This window comes from Streptomyces sp. TAA040, assembly GCF_000424845.1.
The window spans coordinates 78,699-98,961 of record NZ_AUKR01000020.1; the positions used below are offsets into that span (position 1 = coordinate 78,699).

At 74.5% G+C, this 20,263-nt stretch carries 12 protein-coding genes and 1 pseudogene; 9 read left to right on the forward strand and 4 right to left on the reverse strand.

Annotated elements, in window-relative coordinates:
• Nucleotides 1-27 precede the first annotated feature (27 nt).
• The 5 genes from H300_RS27400 to H300_RS0117065 all read left to right on the forward strand — a co-directional run bounded on the left by H300_RS27400 (nt 28) and on the right by H300_RS0117065 (nt 11,718).
• On the forward strand, nt 28-2,415 hold the full coding sequence (locus tag H300_RS27400; RefSeq protein WP_051270125.1) for a SpoIIE family protein phosphatase: 2,388 nt from the start codon (nt 28-30) through the stop codon (nt 2,413-2,415).
• Complete coding sequence (locus tag H300_RS0117050) at nt 2,408-4,513, forward strand: SpoIIE family protein phosphatase (protein ID WP_051270131.1); 2,106 nt, start codon at nt 2,408-2,410, stop codon at nt 4,511-4,513. The genes H300_RS27400 and H300_RS0117050 overlap by 8 nt, the downstream gene beginning before the upstream one ends.
• A gap of 100 nt (nt 4,514-4,613) precedes the next feature.
• Entirely contained in the window at nt 4,614-6,149 is a 1,536-nt protein-coding gene (locus H300_RS0117055) for a hypothetical protein (protein ID WP_028428401.1), read from the forward strand.
• Complete coding sequence (locus tag H300_RS0117060) at nt 6,146-7,054, forward strand: hypothetical protein (RefSeq protein WP_106966860.1); 909 nt, start codon at nt 6,146-6,148, stop codon at nt 7,052-7,054. The genes H300_RS0117055 and H300_RS0117060 overlap by 4 nt, the downstream gene beginning before the upstream one ends.
• Nucleotides 7,055-7,158: 104 nt before the next feature.
• A complete protein-coding gene (locus H300_RS0117065; RefSeq protein ID WP_028428403.1) occupies nt 7,159-11,718 on the forward strand; it encodes a hypothetical protein in 4,560 nt (1,519 codons plus the stop codon).
• 47 nt (nt 11,719-11,765) lie between these two features.
• Here the strand turns inward: H300_RS0117065 and H300_RS27405 are convergent.
• Nucleotides 11,766-12,041: pseudogene (locus H300_RS27405) on the reverse strand (hypothetical protein); the annotation flags it as partial.
• A gap of 317 nt (nt 12,042-12,358) precedes the next feature.
• Here H300_RS27405 and H300_RS0117075 point away from each other — a divergent pair.
• The 4 genes from H300_RS0117075 to H300_RS0117090 are packed head-to-tail and all read left to right on the forward strand — an operon-like array spanning nt 12,359 to nt 16,402.
• Complete coding sequence (locus tag H300_RS0117075) at nt 12,359-14,971, forward strand: nitrate- and nitrite sensing domain-containing protein (RefSeq protein WP_037980771.1); 2,613 nt, start codon at nt 12,359-12,361, stop codon at nt 14,969-14,971.
• Nucleotides 14,968-15,399, forward strand: coding sequence for a roadblock/LC7 domain-containing protein (locus H300_RS0117080; RefSeq protein WP_028428405.1), 432 nt, complete (start codon nt 14,968-14,970; stop codon nt 15,397-15,399). The genes H300_RS0117075 and H300_RS0117080 overlap by 4 nt, the downstream gene beginning before the upstream one ends.
• Before the next feature lie 9 nt (nt 15,400-15,408).
• Nucleotides 15,409-15,813 (forward strand): DUF742 domain-containing protein, encoded by a 405-nt coding sequence (locus tag H300_RS0117085; RefSeq protein WP_028428406.1) that lies wholly within the window; start codon nt 15,409-15,411, stop codon nt 15,811-15,813.
• On the forward strand, nt 15,794-16,402 hold the full coding sequence (locus tag H300_RS0117090) for an ATP/GTP-binding protein (RefSeq protein WP_028428407.1): 609 nt from the start codon (nt 15,794-15,796) through the stop codon (nt 16,400-16,402). Before H300_RS0117085 ends, H300_RS0117090 begins: the two co-directional genes overlap by 20 nt.
• A 20-nt stretch (nt 16,403-16,422) precedes the next feature.
• On the opposite strand, the gene glpK is transcribed toward H300_RS0117090, so the two are convergent.
• The 3 genes from glpK to H300_RS0117105 all read right to left on the reverse strand — a co-directional run bounded on the left by glpK (nt 16,423) and on the right by H300_RS0117105 (nt 20,194).
• Entirely contained in the window at nt 16,423-17,955 is a 1,533-nt protein-coding gene (glpK, locus tag H300_RS0117095) for a glycerol kinase GlpK (RefSeq protein ID WP_028428408.1), read from the reverse strand.
• Nucleotides 17,956-18,054: 99 nt separating this feature from the next.
• A complete protein-coding gene (locus tag H300_RS0117100) occupies nt 18,055-18,786 on the reverse strand; it encodes an MIP/aquaporin family protein (RefSeq protein ID WP_028428409.1) in 732 nt (243 codons plus the stop codon).
• A 562-nt stretch (nt 18,787-19,348) separates the two neighbouring features.
• Complete coding sequence (locus tag H300_RS0117105) at nt 19,349-20,194, reverse strand: M15 family metallopeptidase (protein WP_078516080.1); 846 nt, start codon at nt 20,192-20,194, stop codon at nt 19,349-19,351.
• Nucleotides 20,195-20,263: the final 69 nt, after the last annotated feature.

Below are 20,263 nucleotides of genomic sequence, written 5' to 3' on the forward strand. Positions count from 1 at the left end.
GTGACGTCCCCGAGCCGAGGGAGAGGCATGAGCGCGACCAGGGCCGCCCCGGAACCCGATGGTCCCACGGACGGACAGCAGGTCTGCCTGGTGCTCGACCGTGCGGACGCAGTGCTGGCCTGCACGCCCGCGCTGGCCCTGCTGACCGGCAGGCCGGCGGCGGAGATCTGCGGCACCCACGCCTCCCACCTGCTCACCGACCCCACGGCGTGGGAACCGCTCGCCGCCGGGAGGGGCGAGGCCCGGCCCGCCGTGCTGCGCCACCGGGAGGGGCGCACGGTGCCGGTCTGCCTGACGTTCACCCCTCTGGCGGACGGCCGGGGCGGGAGCACCCTGGTCACCGTCGTCCCCGCGGAGGCGGCCGCCCGGGAGCAGGAGAACGGGGCGCTGGTGCGGGCCCTGTTCGCCCAGCAGCAGGTGGGACTCACCCTTCTGGACCCGGAGCTGCGCCTCGTCCGGCAGAACCAGCGCCCCGGTGCGCTGCTGCCCGACGACGAGGAGGCGCTCGCCGCCGGCCTGCGCGAGGTCCTCGACAGCGGCCGGCCGCTCAACGGCTGGGAGCACTCGGCCCGGCTGCGTCAGGAGCCCTCCCGCCCCCGCCACCTGTCCGTCTCGGCGTTCCGGCTCCAGGACTCCGCCGACCGGGTGCTCGGTGTCGCCTCCGTGCACACCGACGTCACCGACGTGCGGGCCGTACGGGACCGGCTGGCCCTGCTGCACTCCGCCTCGGAGCGCATCGGCCGGACGCTCGATGTCGAGGGCAACGCCGCCGAGCTCGCCCGGGTCCTCGTTCCGGAGTTCGCCGACCTGGCGGCGGTGGACCTGACCGAGCCGGTCCTGCACGGGGAGGAGCCCGACGAGTTCCGCGGCGGCGGACCGATGCGCCGGGTCGCCGTGGCCCCCGACGGCCGCTGGCCGCCCGAGCTCTGCCAGGCGGGGGAGACCTTCCGTGTGCGGCACCTGGAGAGCGACCGCCTGCGCGCCGGGGTGCCGGTCTTCACGGACGACATGGCGGGACTGCGCGCCCGCCTCGCCGGCGATCCCGAGCACCGCCGGCTGGTGGTGGCCAGGGCCGCCGCGTCGCTGATGGTCGTGCCGCTCCGGGCCCGCGGCCTCGTACTCGGGGCGCTCGCCCTGTGGCGGACGGTCGGCCGGTCCCCCTTCACCCCGACCGATGCCGCGCTCGCCGAGGAGATCGTCTCCAGGGCGGCGCTGAGCGTCGACAACGCCCGCCGCTACACCCGCGAGCACCGTTCGGTGGAGGCGCTCCAGCGCAGCCTGCTGCCCAACCCGGTCGTGGACATCAGCGCCGCGGAGACGTCGGGCAGCTACCGGGCCGCCGGCACGGCCGCCGGAACCGGCGGCACCTGGTACGACGTGATCGCCCTCTCCTCGACACAGGTCGCCTTCGTGGTCGGGGACGCGGCCGGCCACGGCCTCGGGGCCACCGCGACCATGGGACGGCTGCGCACCGCGGTGCAGACCCTCGCCGACCTCGACCTTCCGCCGGACGAACTGCTCACGCACCTGAACGACGTCGCCTCCCGGCTGACGCCCCGGGGGGACCCGGGCGGTGCGGAGGCCGCTCCCGACAGCGACGGCGCCGGTGTCACCGGGGCCACCTGCCTCTACTGCGTCTACGACCCGGTCACCGGCCGATGCGCGATGGCCGGCGCGGGCTGCCCCGCCCCCGTGCTCGTCGCGCCGGACGGCGCCGCCTCGACCGTCCCGCTGCGTCCGGGGCCCGCGCTCGGCACGTCGGGCGAACCGTTCGAGGCGCTGGAGATGCGGCTGAAGCCCGGGACCCTGCTCGCCTTCGGCAGCGCGGCGCTCGTCGGACCGGCCGGCGGACCCCGCGCCGCGGACTTCGCCGCGCAGGTCGCCGGGGCCGCGGGAGCCGCGGCGACACCGGCCGAGGTGGGCGGGGAGGTCCTGCACGGGATGCTCAGCGAGGAACCGCCCGCCGACGAGGTCGGCCTGCTGATCGCCCGGGTCCGGACCCTGCCCGGTGACCGCACGGTGCGCTGGGAGTTCCCCGCCGAGCCCGCCGCGGTACGCCGGGCCCGGCACGTGGCCCTCGCCCAGCTCGCCCACTGGGGCCTGGACGAGCTGTCCTTCGTCACCGAACTCCTCGTCAGCGAACTCGTCACCAACGCCGTCCGCTACGCGGGCGGGCCGATCGGGATGCGGCTCATCCGGGACCGGACGCTCGTCTGCGAGGTCTCCGACCCCAGCCAGTCCCAACCCCACCTGCGCCGTGCGAAGTCCACCGACGAGGGCGGCCGCGGGCTCTTCCTCGTCGCGCAGCTTGCCCACCGGTGGGGCAGCCGGTACACCTCGTTCGGCAAGACCATGTGGACCGAGCAGCTCCTCGAAGACCCAGCGGCGGCAGAGGGGAGTGGCCCGGATGGATGAGCCGGTGCCCTCGACGCTGCACGGCGGTGCCGACGGGGAGGACGTCGGCGCCGCTCCGGGCGGGTTGCTGGACCTGCTCCGGGTCGCGGCCTTCGTCCTGGACGGCTCCGGCCGCATCGTGCTGTGGAGCCCCGAGGCGGAACGGCTCTTCGGGTACCACGCGCGGGAGGCGCTCGGCGGGTACGCCGGCCGGCTCCTGGTCGCACCCGAGCATCTGCCCGTGGTCGAGGACCTGTTCCGCCGTGTCGTCGCCGAAGGGGCGAGCTGGGCGGGGGTCTTCCCGGTGCGGGGACGCGACGGCACGGACCGGGACGTCGAGTTCCGCAACATCCGGCTGCGCGACGTGCACGGCGACGCGCACGCCCTGGGACTGGCCGCGGACGCGAGCACCGTGCGCCGGCTGGAGACCGATCTCGCCCTGTCCAACAGCCTCGTCAACCAGTCGCCCGTCGGCATGAGCCTCTTCGACACCTCCCGGCGCTGGCTGCGCGTCAACCCGGCGCTGTCCGGAGCCGCGGGGCTGTCCGCCGAGGAGATGGTCGGCCGGCGCGTCGAGGAGGCCCTCCCGCACCTGGACGCCGCCGTCGTGAACGCGGCACTGAGCGAGGTACTGGAGACCGGGCGGCCGCTGCTCGACCAGCTCGTGGGCGGCAGCACCGCGGCCCGCACCGCCCGGGGCCGGGTCTGGTCGGTCTCCTACTACCGGCTCGACGACAGCGCCGGGCAGCCGCTGGGAGTGGCGACCTCCGCCATCGACGTGACCGAACGCCACCGTGCGGCCATCGGAGTCGCCGAGGCGAGGGAGCGGCTGGCGGTCATCGCCGACGCCGGGGCCCGGATCGGCACCACCCTGGACCTGGCCAGGACCGCGCGCGAACTCGCCTGCGTCGCGGTGCCGCGGATCGCGGACTTCGCCGCCGTCGACGTGCTCGACTCGGTGCTGAACGGCGAGGCCACCGGAGCCATCCGCCCGGACGGCTCCGCCCGCTTCCGCGCGGTGGCCGTCGCCGCGGGGGACGACGGGCTCGGGGACGACTGGGCCGACCCCGAGCCGTTCGGCGCCACCGACCCGGTCGGCGAACTCGCTTCGTACGGCCCGTCCCGCCTGATCACCCGCTGCGTACGGGACGCGGAACCGGTGCTGCTGCCCGAGGTGAGCCCGTCGATGCTGCGCAGGATCGCCAAGGACGAGGCGTCCTCGGAGCTGCTCCGGCAGGCCGGGGTGCACTCGTACCTCGCCGCACCGCTCATCGCCCGGGGCGAGGTGCTGGGGACCGTCAGCCTCTATCGCACCCGCAAGCAGACTCCCTTCGACGACCAGGACCTGACGCTCGCCGCCGAACTGGCGGCCCGCGCCGCGATCTGCGTGGACAACGCCCGCCTCTACAGCCGGGAGCGCAGCGCCGCCCTGACCCTCCAGCGCAGCCTGCTCCCGGATGCCCCGCCCCCGCACCCGGAGATCGAGATCGCCACCCGCTACCTGCCGGCGCAGAGCGGGGTCGGCGGCGACTGGTTCGACGTGCTGCCGCTCAGCGGCGGACGGCTCGGACTGATGGTCGGCGACGTCATGGGCAAGGGTCTGCACGCGGCGGCCATCATGGGTCAACTGCGCACGGCCACGAGGGCCTTCGCCCGGCTGGACCTGCCGCCCGCCCGACTGCTCGCGCAGCTGGACCACCTACTCGCCTCGCTCGGGGAGTCCATCGCCACCTGCGTCTACGCGGTGTGCGACCCGGCGCGCAACCGGTGCGAGCTGTCCAGCGCCGGACACCTGCCGCCGATCATGGTGGACCCGGCGGGCAGCGCCCGCCTCGTCGACCTGCCGAACGCGGCGCCGCTCGGGGTCGGAGGAGTGCCCTTCCTCACCGAGGGACGCGCGCTGCCCCGGGGCGCCACCCTGGTGCTCTACACCGACGGACTGGTCGAGGACCGCCGTGTTCCCATCGACGTCGGCCTCCGCGCGCTGCGCGGAGTGCTGGACGGTCCGCCGCTGCCTCTGGAGGACACCTGCCGGACCGTGCTCGACGCCCTGCACCGCACGCCCGACGACGACGTCGCGCTGCTCATGGCCCGGCTGCGCAGGAAACCGCCGGGCTGAACTGGTCGCCCTCCCGGTCGCCACCGTGTTCGCACCGGCACCCGTCCGGGCGTCCGCGCCGGTTGGGCCGTTGTCGGTGCGAACGCCTAACCTGTGCCACGTGACGCCACCAGCCCCCAGCCTCCTCCCGGCCCAGCGCGGTGCCGGCCCGCGCCCGGCGCCGGGACCGGCTGCGGACGAGGGCCTGGCCCGCCGCCTGCGGGCACTGGCCTGCACGGCCCCGCTGCACGACCTCGACACCCGCAAGGCCAACCTCGTCGGCGAGTACTCCGTCTACGCCATGGCCGAGGTCGCGCTCTCCGCGATCGACCTGGTCACCCTCCAGATGGACTTCGACACCGGGGCCGACCACGAGGACATCGTGGCCCGCCTGCTGCCCCGGATCGCGGCCCAGGCCCCCGAGCGCGGCGCCGCCGAGCACGAACGCGTCGCCCGCTGGGTTCTGGAGAACCTCCTCAACGTCGGCAGCGTCGACCGCGGTTTCCGCGCGGTGTACGGCACCTTCGGCGCCGACGGTGCCTACGTCCGCAGGGACTACGACTTCAAGCTCATCGAGGAGGTCCCCGGCCCCGGCGGGGGCGTCTACCTCCGCACCACCGACGAGGCGGTGAACGTCCTGGTGGGCGCGCTCGACACCGACGTCACCAGTGCGCAGATCGCCGCCGAGGTCAAGCTGGAGGTGCTCGTCAACCGCGGGCGCCTCGCGGACGCCCAGCTCGCGGCGGAACAGGCCCGCTACCGCACGGTCCAGTACGCCGAGACCCTGCGCCGCACCCTGGACGCCACCCGACGCGACGTCCGGGCCGTCGACTGGCTCGGTGCAGTGCCCGACATGATCGCCGAGGCGCTGGACCACGTCGCCGACCGCTACCGCCACGAGAACGCCATCCTCACCAACATCCGGCGCGTCCGCGACGAGACGGGCGACGAGAAGCACCCCGACCACAAGCTGCGCGCCGCCGAGCTCGTCGACATAGTCAAGGACTGCATCCGCCGTCACACTCAGCTGCAGTCCCGCCTGCTGGAGGCGGGCCCGCTGTTCCGCGCCGAGCAGGACCGGCAGGCGTTCGCGCCGCCCGCCGCCCGCGTCGGCATCGACCTCCACGGCCAGTTGCTGGCCCCGCTGCTGCCGGAACCCGTGCACCGGGCCGGGCGGGTGACGGACATATGGTTCGCCCGCGGCACGGGCCTGCGCAGCCCGGGCGCGGTGCGCGTCGGCGACCTCGTGGAACTGCTGCTGACCCCGCCGGTACCGCGCGAGCACCTCGGTGCCGAGATGCCCGAGCCTGACCTGGTCGCCACCCCGGACGACAGCCGCTTCGGCGAGGAGCAGTTGGCCGCCGCCCGGGAGCTGCTCGAACTCCCCGCGGACGCCCCGCGCCGGCTCTCCGGACTCCTCGACGAGGCGCGCCGACGCGACCCCGAGCTGCCCTACCTGGTGGCGCTGCTCTGCGTGCACGCCGCCAGCCCGCCGGTGGGCACCGCCTACCGGCAGGGCGAGCCGCGCCTGCTGTTCGCCGTGGACGACGGCACGGAGCTGGACGACCCCGAGTTCGGCGGCGCCGACCTCGTCGTCGGCACCGCGCTGCTGGACACCGCGGGCATGGCCGCCGGCCGCTCGGAGACACCGTCATGACCACCCCGCAGCAACGAGGAGCCCCCGCCGTGAGCGACTACGGCACCGACCCCGCCCCGGACGGCCCCGGCGCCCGCCCGTCCGTCCTCACCCCCGCGGACGCGGCCGACGCCGCCCGGCTCGTCTCCTTCGGCCTCCAGCCCAAGCTGCTGCCCTCCCGCGACGCCGAGTACGCCGAACTCCTCCGCCGACACCGCGAGGACCCGGCGTTCGCCCGGATCGCCGACGCCGTCGCCACCGGCCTCGGCCTGGTGGTGCTGGAGGTCTCCACCCGGGCCGGCATGGCCCTGGCCGCCGCCGAGGACTCCGTCTTCGCCGTCCGGATGGGCGACTACGCCCGCCGCGCGACCGCGGACTCCGGCGACCGCTTCCTGCACGGCCTGGCCCACCTGGCCGCCGCCGCGATGGCCTTCCCCCGTCCCGAGGACCTCGCCGACGACGGCTACATCGGGCGTCTGACCGTGAACGGCGTCGACTCCTTCGTCCGGCAGGCCTGCCGGAGGCTGGAGGAGCAGGCGGCGGAACAGGGCGAGAACACCGACCCCGCCACCGGCGCCCCCGACCTGGAGGCGTCCTGGCGGGTCTGGTCCCGGCGCAGTGCCACCGGCGCCACCAAGGACGCCCGCCGCCTGGCCGGCTCCACCACCGGCATCATCGGCAAGGCGCTGGCCTTCCTCGTCGACTCCGGTTTCCTCCAGCGCACCGGCGACGACGCGGGCGGCACCTACCGCACGACCCCCCGGTACCAGCTCCAGGTCCGTGACATGGCGGGCAGCGCCGCCATGGCCGAGTTGCTGGCGCTGGGCATTGTCCCCGTCAGCGACGGCAGCGCAAGCCTGCTCCCGCCCCCGGAGGGGGACGAGGCGGAACTCGCCGACGGCGCAGGTCTGCCCTTCCACTCCTGACACATCCCAGCGGCGTCCCGCCGCCGTGCCCCCGCCGACGAGACACCTGCCCCGCGGCACCCGCCGTCCCCGCAGCACCCGCCACGAACGAGAGCCCCGCCCCCATGTACGAGCTGTCCCGGATTCGCCTCTACTCCATCGGCCCGGCCGGTGCGCGGTACGCCGACACCGTGCTGGACCTGCGCGGAGTGGGCGCGGCAGTCCCGGACCCCGCGCCCACTCAGGCGGACTTCTTCGAGGACGAGCCGGCCGGCCCGCCGCGCCGGCCGGCACCCGCAGGAGTGCTCTTCCTGGAGAACGGCGGCGGCAAGTCGGTGCTGCTCAAACTGATCTTCTCGGTGATGCTGCCCGGCCATCGGAACACGCTGGGCGGCGCCAGCTCCGGCGTGCTGCGGAAGTTCCTCCTCGCGGACGACTGCGGCCACGTCGCCCTGGAGTGGCAGCACACCTTCACAGGAGAGGCCGTCGTGGTCGGCAAGGTCAGCGAATGGCGCGGCCGGCAGGTCTCCAGCGACCCCAGGCGCTTCGCCGAGGCCTGGTACTCCTTCCGCCCGGGTCCGGGCATGAGCCTCGACTCGCTGCCCGTCGCCGAGGCCGGCGCCCTGCGGCCCACCGCCGGGGGCACCTCCGGCGCCCGGGGCCGCCGCCGTACCATGAAGGGTTTCCGGGACGTCCTCACCGACACCGGCAAGGCGTACCCCAACCTCGACGTCGTCTGGGAGGAGGGGCACGACCGCTGGAAGGAGCACCTCGACGGCCTCGGCCTCGACCCGGAACTCTTCCGTTACCAGCGCGAGATGAACGCCGACGAGGGGGAGGCCGCCGGACTCTTCGCCGTCAAGAACGACTCCGACTTCACCGACCTGCTCCTGCGGGCGGTCACCGATACCAGGGACACCGACGGTCTCGCCGACCTGGTGCACGGTTTCGCGCACAAACTCGGGCGGCGGGCCGAACTCACCGCGGAGCGCGACTTCACCGCCGGCTCGCTCGACCTGCTGCGGCGCATCGACGAGACCGCGGGCCGCCGCGACCGGGCCCGTACGGTCCACGCCTCCGCCGAGCAGCGGACCAGGGAGCTCGCCGCCCGGCTGTCCGCGCGAGGGGCCCAGGAGCGTGCCCGCACCGCGGAGCTCGCCGCCCGGCGGGACCGGTCCGCGCAGCGGGTGGTGGATGCCGAGGCGGAGCGGCGCAGAATCGGTCTGATCGCCGCCGAACTCGCCTACCGCCACGCCTCACTGGCACTCACCGTCGGAGAACGCGCCGCCGCCGCCCAGCGCCGTGAACTCTCGGACGCCCGTACGCTCTTCGCGGCCTGGCAGGCCGCCGAGACGGTGCTCAGGCACCGTGCCGCGGCCGACCGGTCCGCCCGGGTCGCCGCCGCGATCCAGGAGGCCGAGCGGGATGCGGCACCGGCCCTGGCCGCCCGCACCGAGGCCGCCGCCGCCCTCGTCCGGGCCCTGCACCACGCCGCCCACGAGGGCGAGCGGACAGCGGCCGAGGAGGAGGAGCGCTCCGCGGCCCTCCAGACCGCCGGCGAGCGGCACCACCGCGAGGCCACCGAAGCGGCCACGGCCGCGCAACGGGTCCGCAGCGAGAGCGAGCACCTGCGCCAGCGGCTCGACGAGGTCGAGCGGGAGACCGCCGAGGCGGTCCGGGCGGGCTGGCTCGACGACTCGGCACCCGACGCCGACCCGGCCCGCGCCGCCCTCGCCGCGGGCGAGGCGGAGAAGACGGCGGCCGAAGCGCTCGACCTCGCGCAGCAGCGGGCGCAGCGCACCGAGGAGCAGGAACGGGAGACGGCGACGGAGATGGCCAGGACGGAACTGGCGGCCGCCCGGGCCGCCGACGCCGCCGTGGCCGCCGAGTCCGCGCACGCCGCCGAGCAGGACGCCGCCTCCGTACTCGGCGCGGAGCCGCGGCTGGGCGAGCTGCTCGGAAACGGCACCCCGCTCTCCGCGGCCGAACTGGACCGCGGCGCCGGGGAACTGCGGGAACTGCTCGACGAGCGGATCGGTGCCACCGAGCGCCGCCTGTTCGACCTGCGCACCGCGGACGCCGAGGACTCCCGGATGCTCGGCGCGCTCGGGGACGGCGGCCTGCTGCCGCCCGGCCCCGACGTGCTGGCCACCGTCGAGCACCTCGGCGAGCACGGCGTCCCGGCGCTTCCTGGCTGGCGCTACCTCGCGCAGGCGGTGGACCCGGCTGACCACACGGCCGTGCTGGCCGCCCGGCCGGAACTGGTCGACGGCGTGGTCATCACCGACAAGGACAGCCACGCCCGGGCCAGGCAGGTACTGGCCGAGGCCGCGCTGCTGCCGCGTTCCGCGGTCGCGGTGGGCACCGCCGCGGCACTCCTGGCCCCGGCACCGCCCGGCAGCGGGGAGGACTCCGCCGTCTTCCTGGTGCCGCCGAACCCGGCCATGCACGACGAGGACGCCGCCGACGGCGAGCGGCAGTCGCTCCGCCGCCGCTCCACTGCCAGGGACGAGGAGATCCGCGAGCTGGCGTCCCGGCTGAGCGGGGATCGTGGGCTTGCCGCCCGGCTGGACTCCTGGCGTGCGCACTGCCCGGTCGGTCGGCTCACCGAGTTGGCCCAGGCCCGGCAGTCCGCTGTGGACGCCGCCGACACCGCGGTCGATGCGCACACACACGCGGCGGCCGCGCACGACGCCGCCCGGCGGACGGCCGCCGAGGCGTCCGCCGCCCGGAGCGCCCGGCAGGACGAGGCGAACCGGGCCCGCCGTGCGGCGGACGCCCTCGCGGGGCTCGCGTTCCGGCTCCGTGAGCGGGCCGGCCGGCAGGCCCGGCTCCGCGCGATCGCTGACGAGGCCGCGGCAGCCGATGTCCGGGCCGCCGAGTGCCTGGAGCGCGCCCGGGCCGCCGACGAGGACCGTCGTGCCGCCCAGCGGACCGCCGACGACGCCCACCGGACGGCCCGCGTGCTGCGGGCGGAGCGGGCCGGTATCGCCGGCGTCCCCGACGACCTCCCCGGCACCGGGGCACCGTCGGAGGCGCTGCCGACCCTCCGGGAGGCCTACCGCAGCGCCTCCCAGCTCTACGAGCAGGTGGGTGTCGGAACCGATCTGCGGGCCGAGCAGGCCCGGGCAGAGGGAGACGAGAGCGCAGCCCGCGCCGAACTGGACCGCCTCACCAACAAGGTCCGCACCCGTGCGGCCCACCTGCTGGAAACCGCGGAAGCGGCGGACGGCCCGGCCCGGCAGGCGGCCGCAGGCCGGGCCGAGGCACTGGTGCAGAAGCTGGAGGGGCGTGCCTCCGCAGCCAGTGAGCAACTCGGACGCCTCCGCGGCGAGGCCGAACGCCTCTCCCCGGGCGACGTCGGCGCGCACACCGAACTCCCCGAGGACCGCGCTCCGGCCGACGTCGAGCAGGCCCAGGAGCTGCTCCGCACCGCCAACGCGGAAGCCGCCGCGGGCACGGACGCGCTGGAGTCGGCACGGACCGAGCACGAGGAACTCGCCCGCACCCACCGGACGGCCGAGGACGCTGCCGGCGGCTTCGACGAGAGCGCGGCACTGCTGCGGGACCTGCTGAGGGACGGCAGCCAGCCCGCCGGGCCCGCATCCGAGCCGGAACCGTACGCCGGGAGCCTGGCCGAGGCCCGGCAGTCCGCCGCGGAGGCCCGCCGCGGACTGCGCGGACTGGCCGGCGACCTGTCCGCCGCCGAGGCGGCGCTTCGCGAGACCTCCGACGTGCTCGTCCGGCACGCCAACTCCACCCGCTACGAGCAGGTCCGCACCCCTGCCCGGCAGCAGATCCGCGAGCTCCCCGCCGCGGCACTGCCGGAGCACGCCGTGGCCTGGGCGGACGCCTTCGCCCCGCGGCTGCGCATCCTCACCGACGAACTGGCGCAGTTGGAGCGCAACCGGGACAGCATCGTGGACCGGCTGCGCGGCCTGGTCGAGGCGGCGCTGGCCACCCTGCGCTCCGCCCAGCGGCTCTCCCGGCTCCCCGAGGGGCTGGGGGAGTGGTCCGGCCAGGAGTTCCTGCGAATCCGGTTCGAGGAGCCCGACCAGGCGGGGCTCACCGAGCGCCTCGGCGAGGTGATCGACGAGGCAACCAGGGCCGCCGTCCGCAAGAACTCGGACCTGCGCCGGGACGGCACCACCCTGCTGCTGCGCGCGGTGCACGCGGCGCTCCAGCCGCGCGGCGTGGCGGTGGAGATCCTCAAGCCGGACGCGGTGCTGCGTGCCGAGCGCGTCCCGGTCGGGCAGATGGGCGATGTCTTCTCCGGCGGACAACTGCTCACGGCGGCGATCGCCCTGTACTGCACGCTGGCGGCGCTGCGCAGCAACGACCGCGGACGCGACAAGCACCGCCACGCCGGCACGCTCTTCCTCGACAATCCCATCGGCCGGGCGAACGCCACCTATCTGCTGGAGCTGCAACGGGCAGTGGCTGACGCGCTGGGCGTCCAACTGCTTTACACGACCGGCCTCTTCGACACCACGGCTCTTGCCGAGTTCCCTCTGGTGGTCCGGTTGCGCAACGACGCGGACCTGCGTGCCGGGCTGAAGTACATCAGCGTCGAGGAGCACCTGCGGCCCGGACTGCCGCAGCCGCACGAGGACGCGGCCGTGCACGGCGAGATCACCGCCACCCGGATGTACCGGCGTCCCGAGGAGCCTGCGCCCCCGGGGTGACCGCCGGGGGCCGGGGGAGCGCTTGGGGCTCAGCCGGTTCCCGCGCTCCGCCGCAGGGCGCGGTCCCGGGCGGCGCTGCTGGGGGTCGACACCACTCCGTGCCGCTGGATCCACACCTGCCGGGTGACCCACACGTCGAGCACCGCCCAGGTGGCGACCACTGTGCTGGCCACGGTGCACAGGAGCGCGGGGAAGGCGACCCACACCCCGGCCAGTGAGCAGAGCACCGCCACCATCAACTGGATCAGGGTCACCGCGACGATGATCACGGCGCGCACTGCGGCCGTGCGTACCGGGTCCGGCAACCGTGTCGCTGTGTACATGTAACCTTCACTCCTCTCGCCCAAGTCCCCCGTGCGCCCGCGACGTGTGGTCGGACGCGGCGGCGTGCCGGATCCATTGTCCGGCATCGCCACAAACATCCCGATGAGCACCCCTCGTTCATTCGTTCCATGTCCCGGACGCATCTACGGTTCCGCGGGCGGGCAGTAGTAGGCTCACGCCGACTGCCGGGGGCCGACGAAGAGACGAACCGGCGCGACACCGCCTGCACCGGCGCATGCACCGCACCGAGGAAACCAGGTTCCGCCGAGACCAGTGAAACCCGCCCCGGCCGGGCGGAGCCGACGTAGGGGAGGCCATGCGCTTTCGCGGGAGAAGCATCCGCCGGAAGATCGTGGCGCTGCTGCTCGTGCCGTTACTCGCCCTTACCTGCATCTGGGCCTTCGCCGCCCATGTCACGAGCCGTGAGGTACGGCAGCTCATCTCCCTGGACCGGATCGTCTCGGACGTCGTCGAACCGGCCCGGGCCACCGTGCACGCCGTGCAGCAGGAACGCCGTCAGGCCCTGGTGCATCTCGCCGACCCCCGCCGCTCGGACGCGGCGGCCCGGCTCCGCAGCAGCCAGCGGGCCACCGACGAGGCCGCCGCCGCGACGAGGAAGGACGCCGCCGGTGCCAGGGGCGAACTCCCGGCGGAATCCCGCAAGGAACTCGACGCCGCCCTGGCCGCTCTCGGCGGACTCGAAGCGATCCGCTCCAAGGTGGCCGCCAACACCCTCTCCCGGGAGAACGCGTTCACCGCCTACAACGGCGTGATCGACCCCTGTTTCGCGCTCTACGCGTCCCTCCACGTGAGCGAGGACGTGCGGTTGGACAAAGAGGCCAGGGCGTTGACCTGGCTTTCCCGGGCACAGGAACTCGTGTCCCGTGAGGACGCGCTGATCGCCGCCGCGCTCGCCGCGGACCGTGTCACGGGAAAGGAGGTCCGCGCGTTCGGGGACCGCGTCGCGGAGCGGAACGCGACGTACGAGAACAGCCTTCCGCTGCTTCCCGACGCCGACCGCCGGGTCTTCGAGGAGTACTGGGAGGGTGCCGACGGACGGACCCTCACCGGACTCGAGGACGTCGTCGTCACGGCCGGCGCCTCCGACCCGATGCGCTCGGTCAACGCCGAGCGCTGGGAGTCCGCCGCGACCACGGTGCTGGACGACCTGCGCCGGATGAACGACGAGGCCGCGGCCCGCTACCTCGAACGCATCGAACCCGAGGCGCGGGCGGTCCTGGTCCGCGCCGGAGTGGCCGTGGCGCTCGGGCTCCTTGCCGTGTTGCTCTCGGTCGCGGTGTCGTTCCGCATCGGGCGGAGTCTCATCCGCGACCTCGGGACCCTCCGCAGGGAGGCGCGCGACGTTTCGGCGGTGCGGCTGCCCAGCGTGATGCGCCGTCTCGCGGCGGGCGAGCAGGTGGACGTGGAGACCGAGGCGCCGCGCCTGGAGTACGGCCCGGACGAGATGGGCCAGGTCGGGCAGGCGCTCAACACCCTCCAGCGGGCGGCCGTGGAGGCCGCGGTCAAGCAGGCGGACATGCGCCGCGGGGTGTCCGAGGTGTTCGTGAATCTCGCCCGCCGCAACCAGGTGCTGCTGCACCGGCAACTCGCCCTGCTCGACGCCATGGAGCGACGCACCGAGGACGCCGACGAACTCGCGGACCTCTTCCGCCTGGACCACCTCACCACCCGGATGCGGCGGCACGCCGAGGGCCTGGTCATCCTGTCCGGCGCCACGCCGTCCCGGCAGTGGCGCAAACCGGTGCAGTTGATGGACGTCGTCCGGGCCGCGGTCGGCGAGGTCGAGGACTACGAACGCATCGAGGTCCGGCGGCTGCCCCGGCTGGCGGTCGAGGGACCGGCGGTGGCCGACCTGACCCACCTGATCGCCGAACTCCTGGAGAACGCCACCTCGTTCTCGCCACCGCACACCGCTGTCCAGGTCCTCGGCGAACGGGTCACGAACGGCTTTACCCTGGAAATCCACGACCGGGGCCTGGGCATGGCGCCCGACGCGATGCTCCAGGCGAACCTCCGCCTCGCCGAGACACCGGAGTTCGAGCTGTCCGACACCGACCGGCTCGGGCTGTTCGTCGTCTCCCGGCTCGCGCTGCGCCAGGGTGCACGGGTCTCCCTGCAGCCCTCGCCGTACGGCGGCACCACCGCGGTCGTCCTGATCCCCGGGTCGGTGCTGACCGAGTCCGAGACCACCGGACGGCACCCGACGCGCCACCGTGCGGACCGGGCCCCCGAGCGGCGGAGCGCCGCCGTGACGCAGCGCGTCCCGGAGGCGCTCGACCGCACCTCCGGGACGGCAGGCGTCCCGGAGGTGCACCGGCTCCCCGGTGGGCGGGGCCCGGTTGAGCTGGAGGGCCCGCTGGACGCCCTGGACGACTTCCTCCCGGCCTCCGACGGACCGGGAGGCATCCTCCACGAGCTGCGGGAGCGCGCGGACGGCGACGATCCCGCCGCCGTCCGGCACCAGCACGCCGAGGACGAGTCGACCCGCACCGCGGAGGACGGTTCCGCGGTGACCCCGCTGCCGCGCAGGCGCCCCCTGGGCCGCAGCGGCCCGGTGCTGGTCTCCGACCGCGGTCGGCCGGTGTCCGTTCCTTCGGAGCCCGGCGAATCGGACCCGGCCGACGCGGAGCACGAACCGGACGCCTCCTCCCGCAACGAGGCATCCGGAGCATCCGGACCCACCGTCGGCGGACTGCCCAGACGTGTGCGGCGGACAGCCCCCGCACCGCGACGCGGGGAAGGCGGGCCGACCGGGGCGGAAGGCGCGGCGGGGGGCGGTCGAGGCACCCCGGCGCCGGCGGACCGCGACGCCGACGAGGTGCGCAGTCGGATGGCTGCACTGCAACGGGGCTGGCAGCGCGGACGCCAGCAGAACGACGCAAGCGTCCCGGAAGGGGAAGACCGATGATCATTACTGCGGCAGCGGAGAACGGCACGGGAGGGCCCGGTGATCTCGATTGGCTGCTCGACGAGCTGGTCCAGCGGGTGGGCAGCATCCGCAAGGCGCTGATCCTGTCCGGTGACGGACTGCCCCGGGGCAGCTCCGCCGACCTGACGCGGGAGGACGGCGAGCACCTGGCCGCCGTCGCCTCCGGCTTCCACAACCTCGCCAGGGGGGTGGGCCGGCACTTCGAGGCGGGTGGCGTCCGGCAGACGGTGGTCGAGCTGGAGGACGCGTTCCTCTTCGTCACTGCCGCCGGTGACGGCAGCTGCCTCGCCGTGCTCTCCGAGGCGGACGCGGACGTCGGCCAGATCGCGTACGAGATGACCCTGCTGATCAAGCGGGTGGGTGCCCATCTGGCCACCGCGCCGCGCGACGACTCCGGCGGGGTGTGAGGCGGTGTTATGAAGGAGCGCTGGTTCGACGACGCAGCCGGGCCGGTGGTGCGGCCTTACACCATGACCCGCGGCCGGACCAGGGCGGCGTCCGGCGCGATGCTCGACCTCATCGCCCTGGTCGTCGCCGATCATCCCCCCGGGGCGGAGCCGGCCGGCGCTGAGGGAGAGGTGCTGCTCGACGACCGCCTGCTGGCCCCGGAGCACGTCGACATCGTCGCCCGCTGCCGGTACGCACCGCAGTCGGTCGCCGAGCTCGCCGCGGAGCTGGACCTGCCGGTCGGTGTCGTGCGGGTGCTCCTCGGTGACCTGGTCGATGCGGCGCTGGTGCGGGTCAGCCGTCCCGTACGCCCCGCGGAGCTGCCCGACGAGGGGATCCTGCGCGAGGTGATCGATGGCCTCCGTGCGCTCTGAGCACCACGGATCTGCCGGCCCGCCCGGTCCGACGGCACTGAAGGCCGTCGTCTCCGGCGGCTTCGGGGTCGGCAAGACCACCTTCGTCGCAGCGGTCAGCGAGGTCAGGCCGCTCCGCACGGAGGAGGCACTCACCGAGGCCGGCCGTCCGCACGACAGCGTCCGGGGGGTGTCCGGGAAGGAGATCACCACGGTCGCGATGGACTTCGGGCGGATCACCCTCGGCGCCGCGGTGGTGCTCTACCTCTTCGGCACTCCCGGGCAGGAGCGCTTCCGGCTGCTCCGGGAGGAGATGGCCGGAGGAGCGCTCTGCGCCGTCGTGCTGGTGGACACCAGGCGCCTGGCGGAGAGCTTCCCCGCGCTGGACTGCTTCGAGGCGCGCGGCGTCCCGTTCGTGGTCGCGGTGAACTGCTTCGACGGCGCGGAACGGCACCCGGTCGGGGCCGTGCGCACCGCCCTGGACCTCGCGCCGGAGGTGCCCGTCGTCCACTGCGACGCCCGGCGGCGCGACTCGGTGCGGGAGACGCTCGTCACCGCGGTGGAGCACGCCGGTCGTTCCACCGCCGGGCGCCGGTCCGCTCCCCGCTGACCGGCGCCCCCCCGGAGGGGTCAGCTCCCCTCCTCGTCCTCCTCCCAGGCGAGGCTGCGCTCCACGGCCTTGCGCCAGTTCCGGTACTCGCGCGCGCGGACGTCCTCGTCCATCTGCGGTGTCCACTCGCGGTCCTGCCGCCACTGGTCGCGGAGCTCGTCCAGGTCGGACCAGACGCCGGTGGCGAGCCCGGCAGCGTACGCAGCGCCCAGGCAGGTGGTCTCGGTGACCTTCGGGCGGATCACCGGCACGTCCAGCACATCGGCCTGGTGCTGCATCAGGAGACCGTTCACGGTCATGCCGCCGTCCACGCGGAGCGAGGTGAGCGCCACTCCGGAGTCCTGGTACATCGCGTCGACGACCTCACGCGTCTGCCAACTGGTCGCCTCCAGGACCGCCCTGGCCAGGTGCGCCTTGGTGACGTAGCGGGTGAGGCCCGTCACGACGCCGCGGGCGTCGGCGCGCCAGTGCGGGGCGAAGAGGCCGGAGAAGGCGGGAACGATGTAGGAGCCGCCGTTGTCCTCCACACTCGCCGCGAGCGCCTCGATCTCGTCCGCGCTGTCGATGATGCCGAGCTGGTCCCTGAACCACTGCACCAGGGAGCCGGTCACGGCGATCGAGCCCTCCAGACAGTAGACCGGGTCCTGCCCGCCGAGCTGGTAACCCATCGTGGTGAGCAGCCCGTTCTTCGACTGCACCGGCTCGGTGCCGGTGTTCAGGAGCAGGAAGGAACCGGTGCCGTAGGTGTTCTTGGCGTCGCCGACCTCGAAGCAGGTCTGGCCGAACACCGCGGCGTGCTGGTCTCCCAGCGCCGAGGCGACCGGAACGCCCTCCAGCGAGCCGACCGCGTGGCCGTACACCTCGGAGGACGAGCGGATCTCGGGCAGCACGCCCTCCGGGATCTCCATGGCGGACAGGATCGAGGAGTCCCACTGCAAGGTCCTGATGTCCATCAACATGGTCCGTCCGGCGTTCGTGACGTCCGTGACGTGGACGCCGCCGTCCGGCCCGCCCGTCAGATTCCAGATCAGCCAGGAGTCCATGGTGCCGAAGGCGATCTCACCCTTCTCGGCCCGCTCCCGCAGCCCGGGGACGTTCCGCAGCAGCCAGAGCACCTTCGGCCCGGAGAAGTAGCTCGCGAGCGGGAGACCGGTCGTCTCGCGGAACCTCCCGGCCCCCTCCTCGCCGCCCAGCTCGGTGCAGAGCGCGTTCGTCCTGGTGTCCTGCCACACGATGGCGTGATGCACCGGCTCACCGGTGGCACGGTCCCACATCAGCGTCGTCTCGCGCTGGTTGGTGATGCCCAGCGCGCTCAGCTCGTCCTTGCCGATCCCGGCGTCGCGCAGCGCGCCCGCGACGACGTCCTGCACGGTGGACCAGATCTCGGCCGCGTCGTGCTCGACCCATCCGGGCTTGGGAAGTATCTGCCGGTGCTCGCGCCGGTCGGCGCCGACCGCGGTGCCGTTCCGGTCGAAGATGATGCAGCGGCTCGACGTGGTTCCCTGGTCGATCGCTGCCACGTACTGCTCGGCGGTTCCGGCGGCGTCGGTCATGTGTACGTCCCTCTCCCTGTGCGTGTCGTTCGGTGGTGCGGACGGTGGGCGTAGCGGGCGGCCCGGCGCGGTGGTGGCCCGGCGCCGAGCCGGGGCGGGTCAGAACGCGAGCTTGAAGATCCCCGCCGCGATCACCCCGCCGGCCAGCGGGCCGACGATCGGCACCCACGCGTACCCCCACTCGGAGGTCCCTTTCCTGGGGATCGGCAGCAGTTGGTGGACGATGCGCGGGCCGAGGTCGCGGGCCGGGTTGATGGAGTAGCCGGTGGGGCCGCCCAGCGCGAGGCCGATGCCGACCACCAGGAGCGCCACCATGAGGGTCTGGGTGCCGGAGGTGCCGAGCCCCTCGGTGAGTCCGAAGGCGAGGACCGGCAGCGCCAGGGCGATGGTCGCCACCACCTCCGTCGCGACGTTGGCCACCGGCTGCCGCACCTCGGGGATGGTCGCGAAGATGCCCAGCGTGGGCTGCGCCTTGGCGTCCTCGGCGTTCGCCCGGAACTGCCCGTAGTAGGCCGCCCAGGCCAGCGTCGCGCCCAGCATCGCGCCGATCAACTGGCCCAGCAGATAGAGCGGGACCTTGCTCCAGACCCCGCTCTCCGTTGCGATGGCGAAGGTCACGGCGGGGTTGATGTGGCCGCCGGAGAGGGGGCCCGCGGTGTAGGCGCCGGCCAGGACCCCGAAGCCCCAGCCGAAGGAGATGACAGTCCAGCCCCCTGCGCGCGCCTTGGAGTGGTGCAGGGTCACGCCCGCACAGACCCCGACGCCGAAAAGGAGCAGGATGGCGGTACCGATGATCTCGCCGACGAGGATGTCGACGTTGGAGTAGTCCACAGCAGCTCCTCCCGCGTGTCCGCGGCCGAGCCGCTCGACCCGCGTCGTCCGTGCAGGTAAACGCGTCCGTGCCGGGGCGTTCGGGTGGAGCGTCGCACCCGCGGGCCGCGGGTGCCGCCCGGCCTCGGCGACGGGCGGCCGACGACCGGCGGCCCGCTCGCCGCGCCCCCTGACGGTGGCGCCGGACGACCGTGCCGACGGTCCGCACCGAAAGTCTTCTCCGGTGCCGGTGGGCCGTCAAGCCGGGGGACGCCGACCGCGACGATGCGGTCCGCACGTCCCGGCGGCCGCTCCCCGGCGCTGGCTGCGCCGACGGCCCGAACGGCACCGGTTTGCCGGTGCTGACGGTGAACGGTCCGACCCGCCCGCCCGGTGGGAACGCTCCGGCCCCCACCACGACGGCACCGGTGCCCCGCGGACGGACCGGCCGGGCCCCGGCACCGGCGACGGGTGCCCCGCTCCGCCGTCCGCAAACGGACGGCGGTTCCGGCCGACGGGCTGCCGGCACCGCGAACGGCCGTCGTGCGGCCCGTCGTCCGGTCCGCGCCCCGCTGGGGAGCTGTCAGCGCGTCAGCGAGCCGCGGGCCACGGGGAAGTCGAAGTACCGCTCGGGGAAGGCCTCCGGCTGCCGCGTGAAGTGCCACCACTCGCTGGGCAGGTTCACGAAACCCTCCCGCCCCATCGCGTCCCGCAGCAGCAGCCGGTTCGCCCGCGCCGCGCCGTCCACCCGCGGGTCGAGCAGCGCCGACCGGGGATCGAAGCAGTCGTAACCCGTCCCCATGTCGAGGGAGTTGTCGGGGGCCCGCTGCTCCTGCGGCGCGTAGCAGGGAGCGGGCGCACCCGTCGGCCTCCCGCCCGCGGTCGGGGGCCGTGCCGGCAGACCGACGAGGGTGAGGTCGACGGTGGACCCCCGGCTGTGCCCGGAACGGCGGGCGATCCACCCCTGCGCGAACAGCCGGTCCTTGCGGACCTCCGGGTGGTACGCCTGCCGCGTCCACGGGTCCTCGGGCTCCGTGGCCCAGTCCGCGAACCGGTCCACCGCCCGCTGCGGCCGGTAGCAGTCGTACACCTTCAGGCTCAGGCCCCGCGCCAGTACCGTCCGCTGCACGCGGCGCAGCGCCAGCGCCGTCCGCCGCTCCAGCAGGCACAGCGGTTCCCGGTAGCCGGGCACCGGAGCACCGGTGAAGTTGTCCGCCGTCCGGTACCGGATGTCGTGCAGCACGGACGGCGCGACCTCGTCGAGGGCCGTGAACCCGGCCGGCGCGCGCGGGTCCCGCGCGGCCCGCGGCTCCCCGGCCGCCCCGCCCGGCTGCGCGGGGACGGCGGGAGCGGCAGCCGCGGCACCGAGCGCGAGCACGAGGACCAGCAGGACGGCGCGCCCGGACCGGCGAAGGAGCGAAGCGGACATGTCGGCTCTTCTACTGCAAAACGCCCCGGGAAGCGAAGCGACCTGCCGGGACCGATGCGACGCGACCTG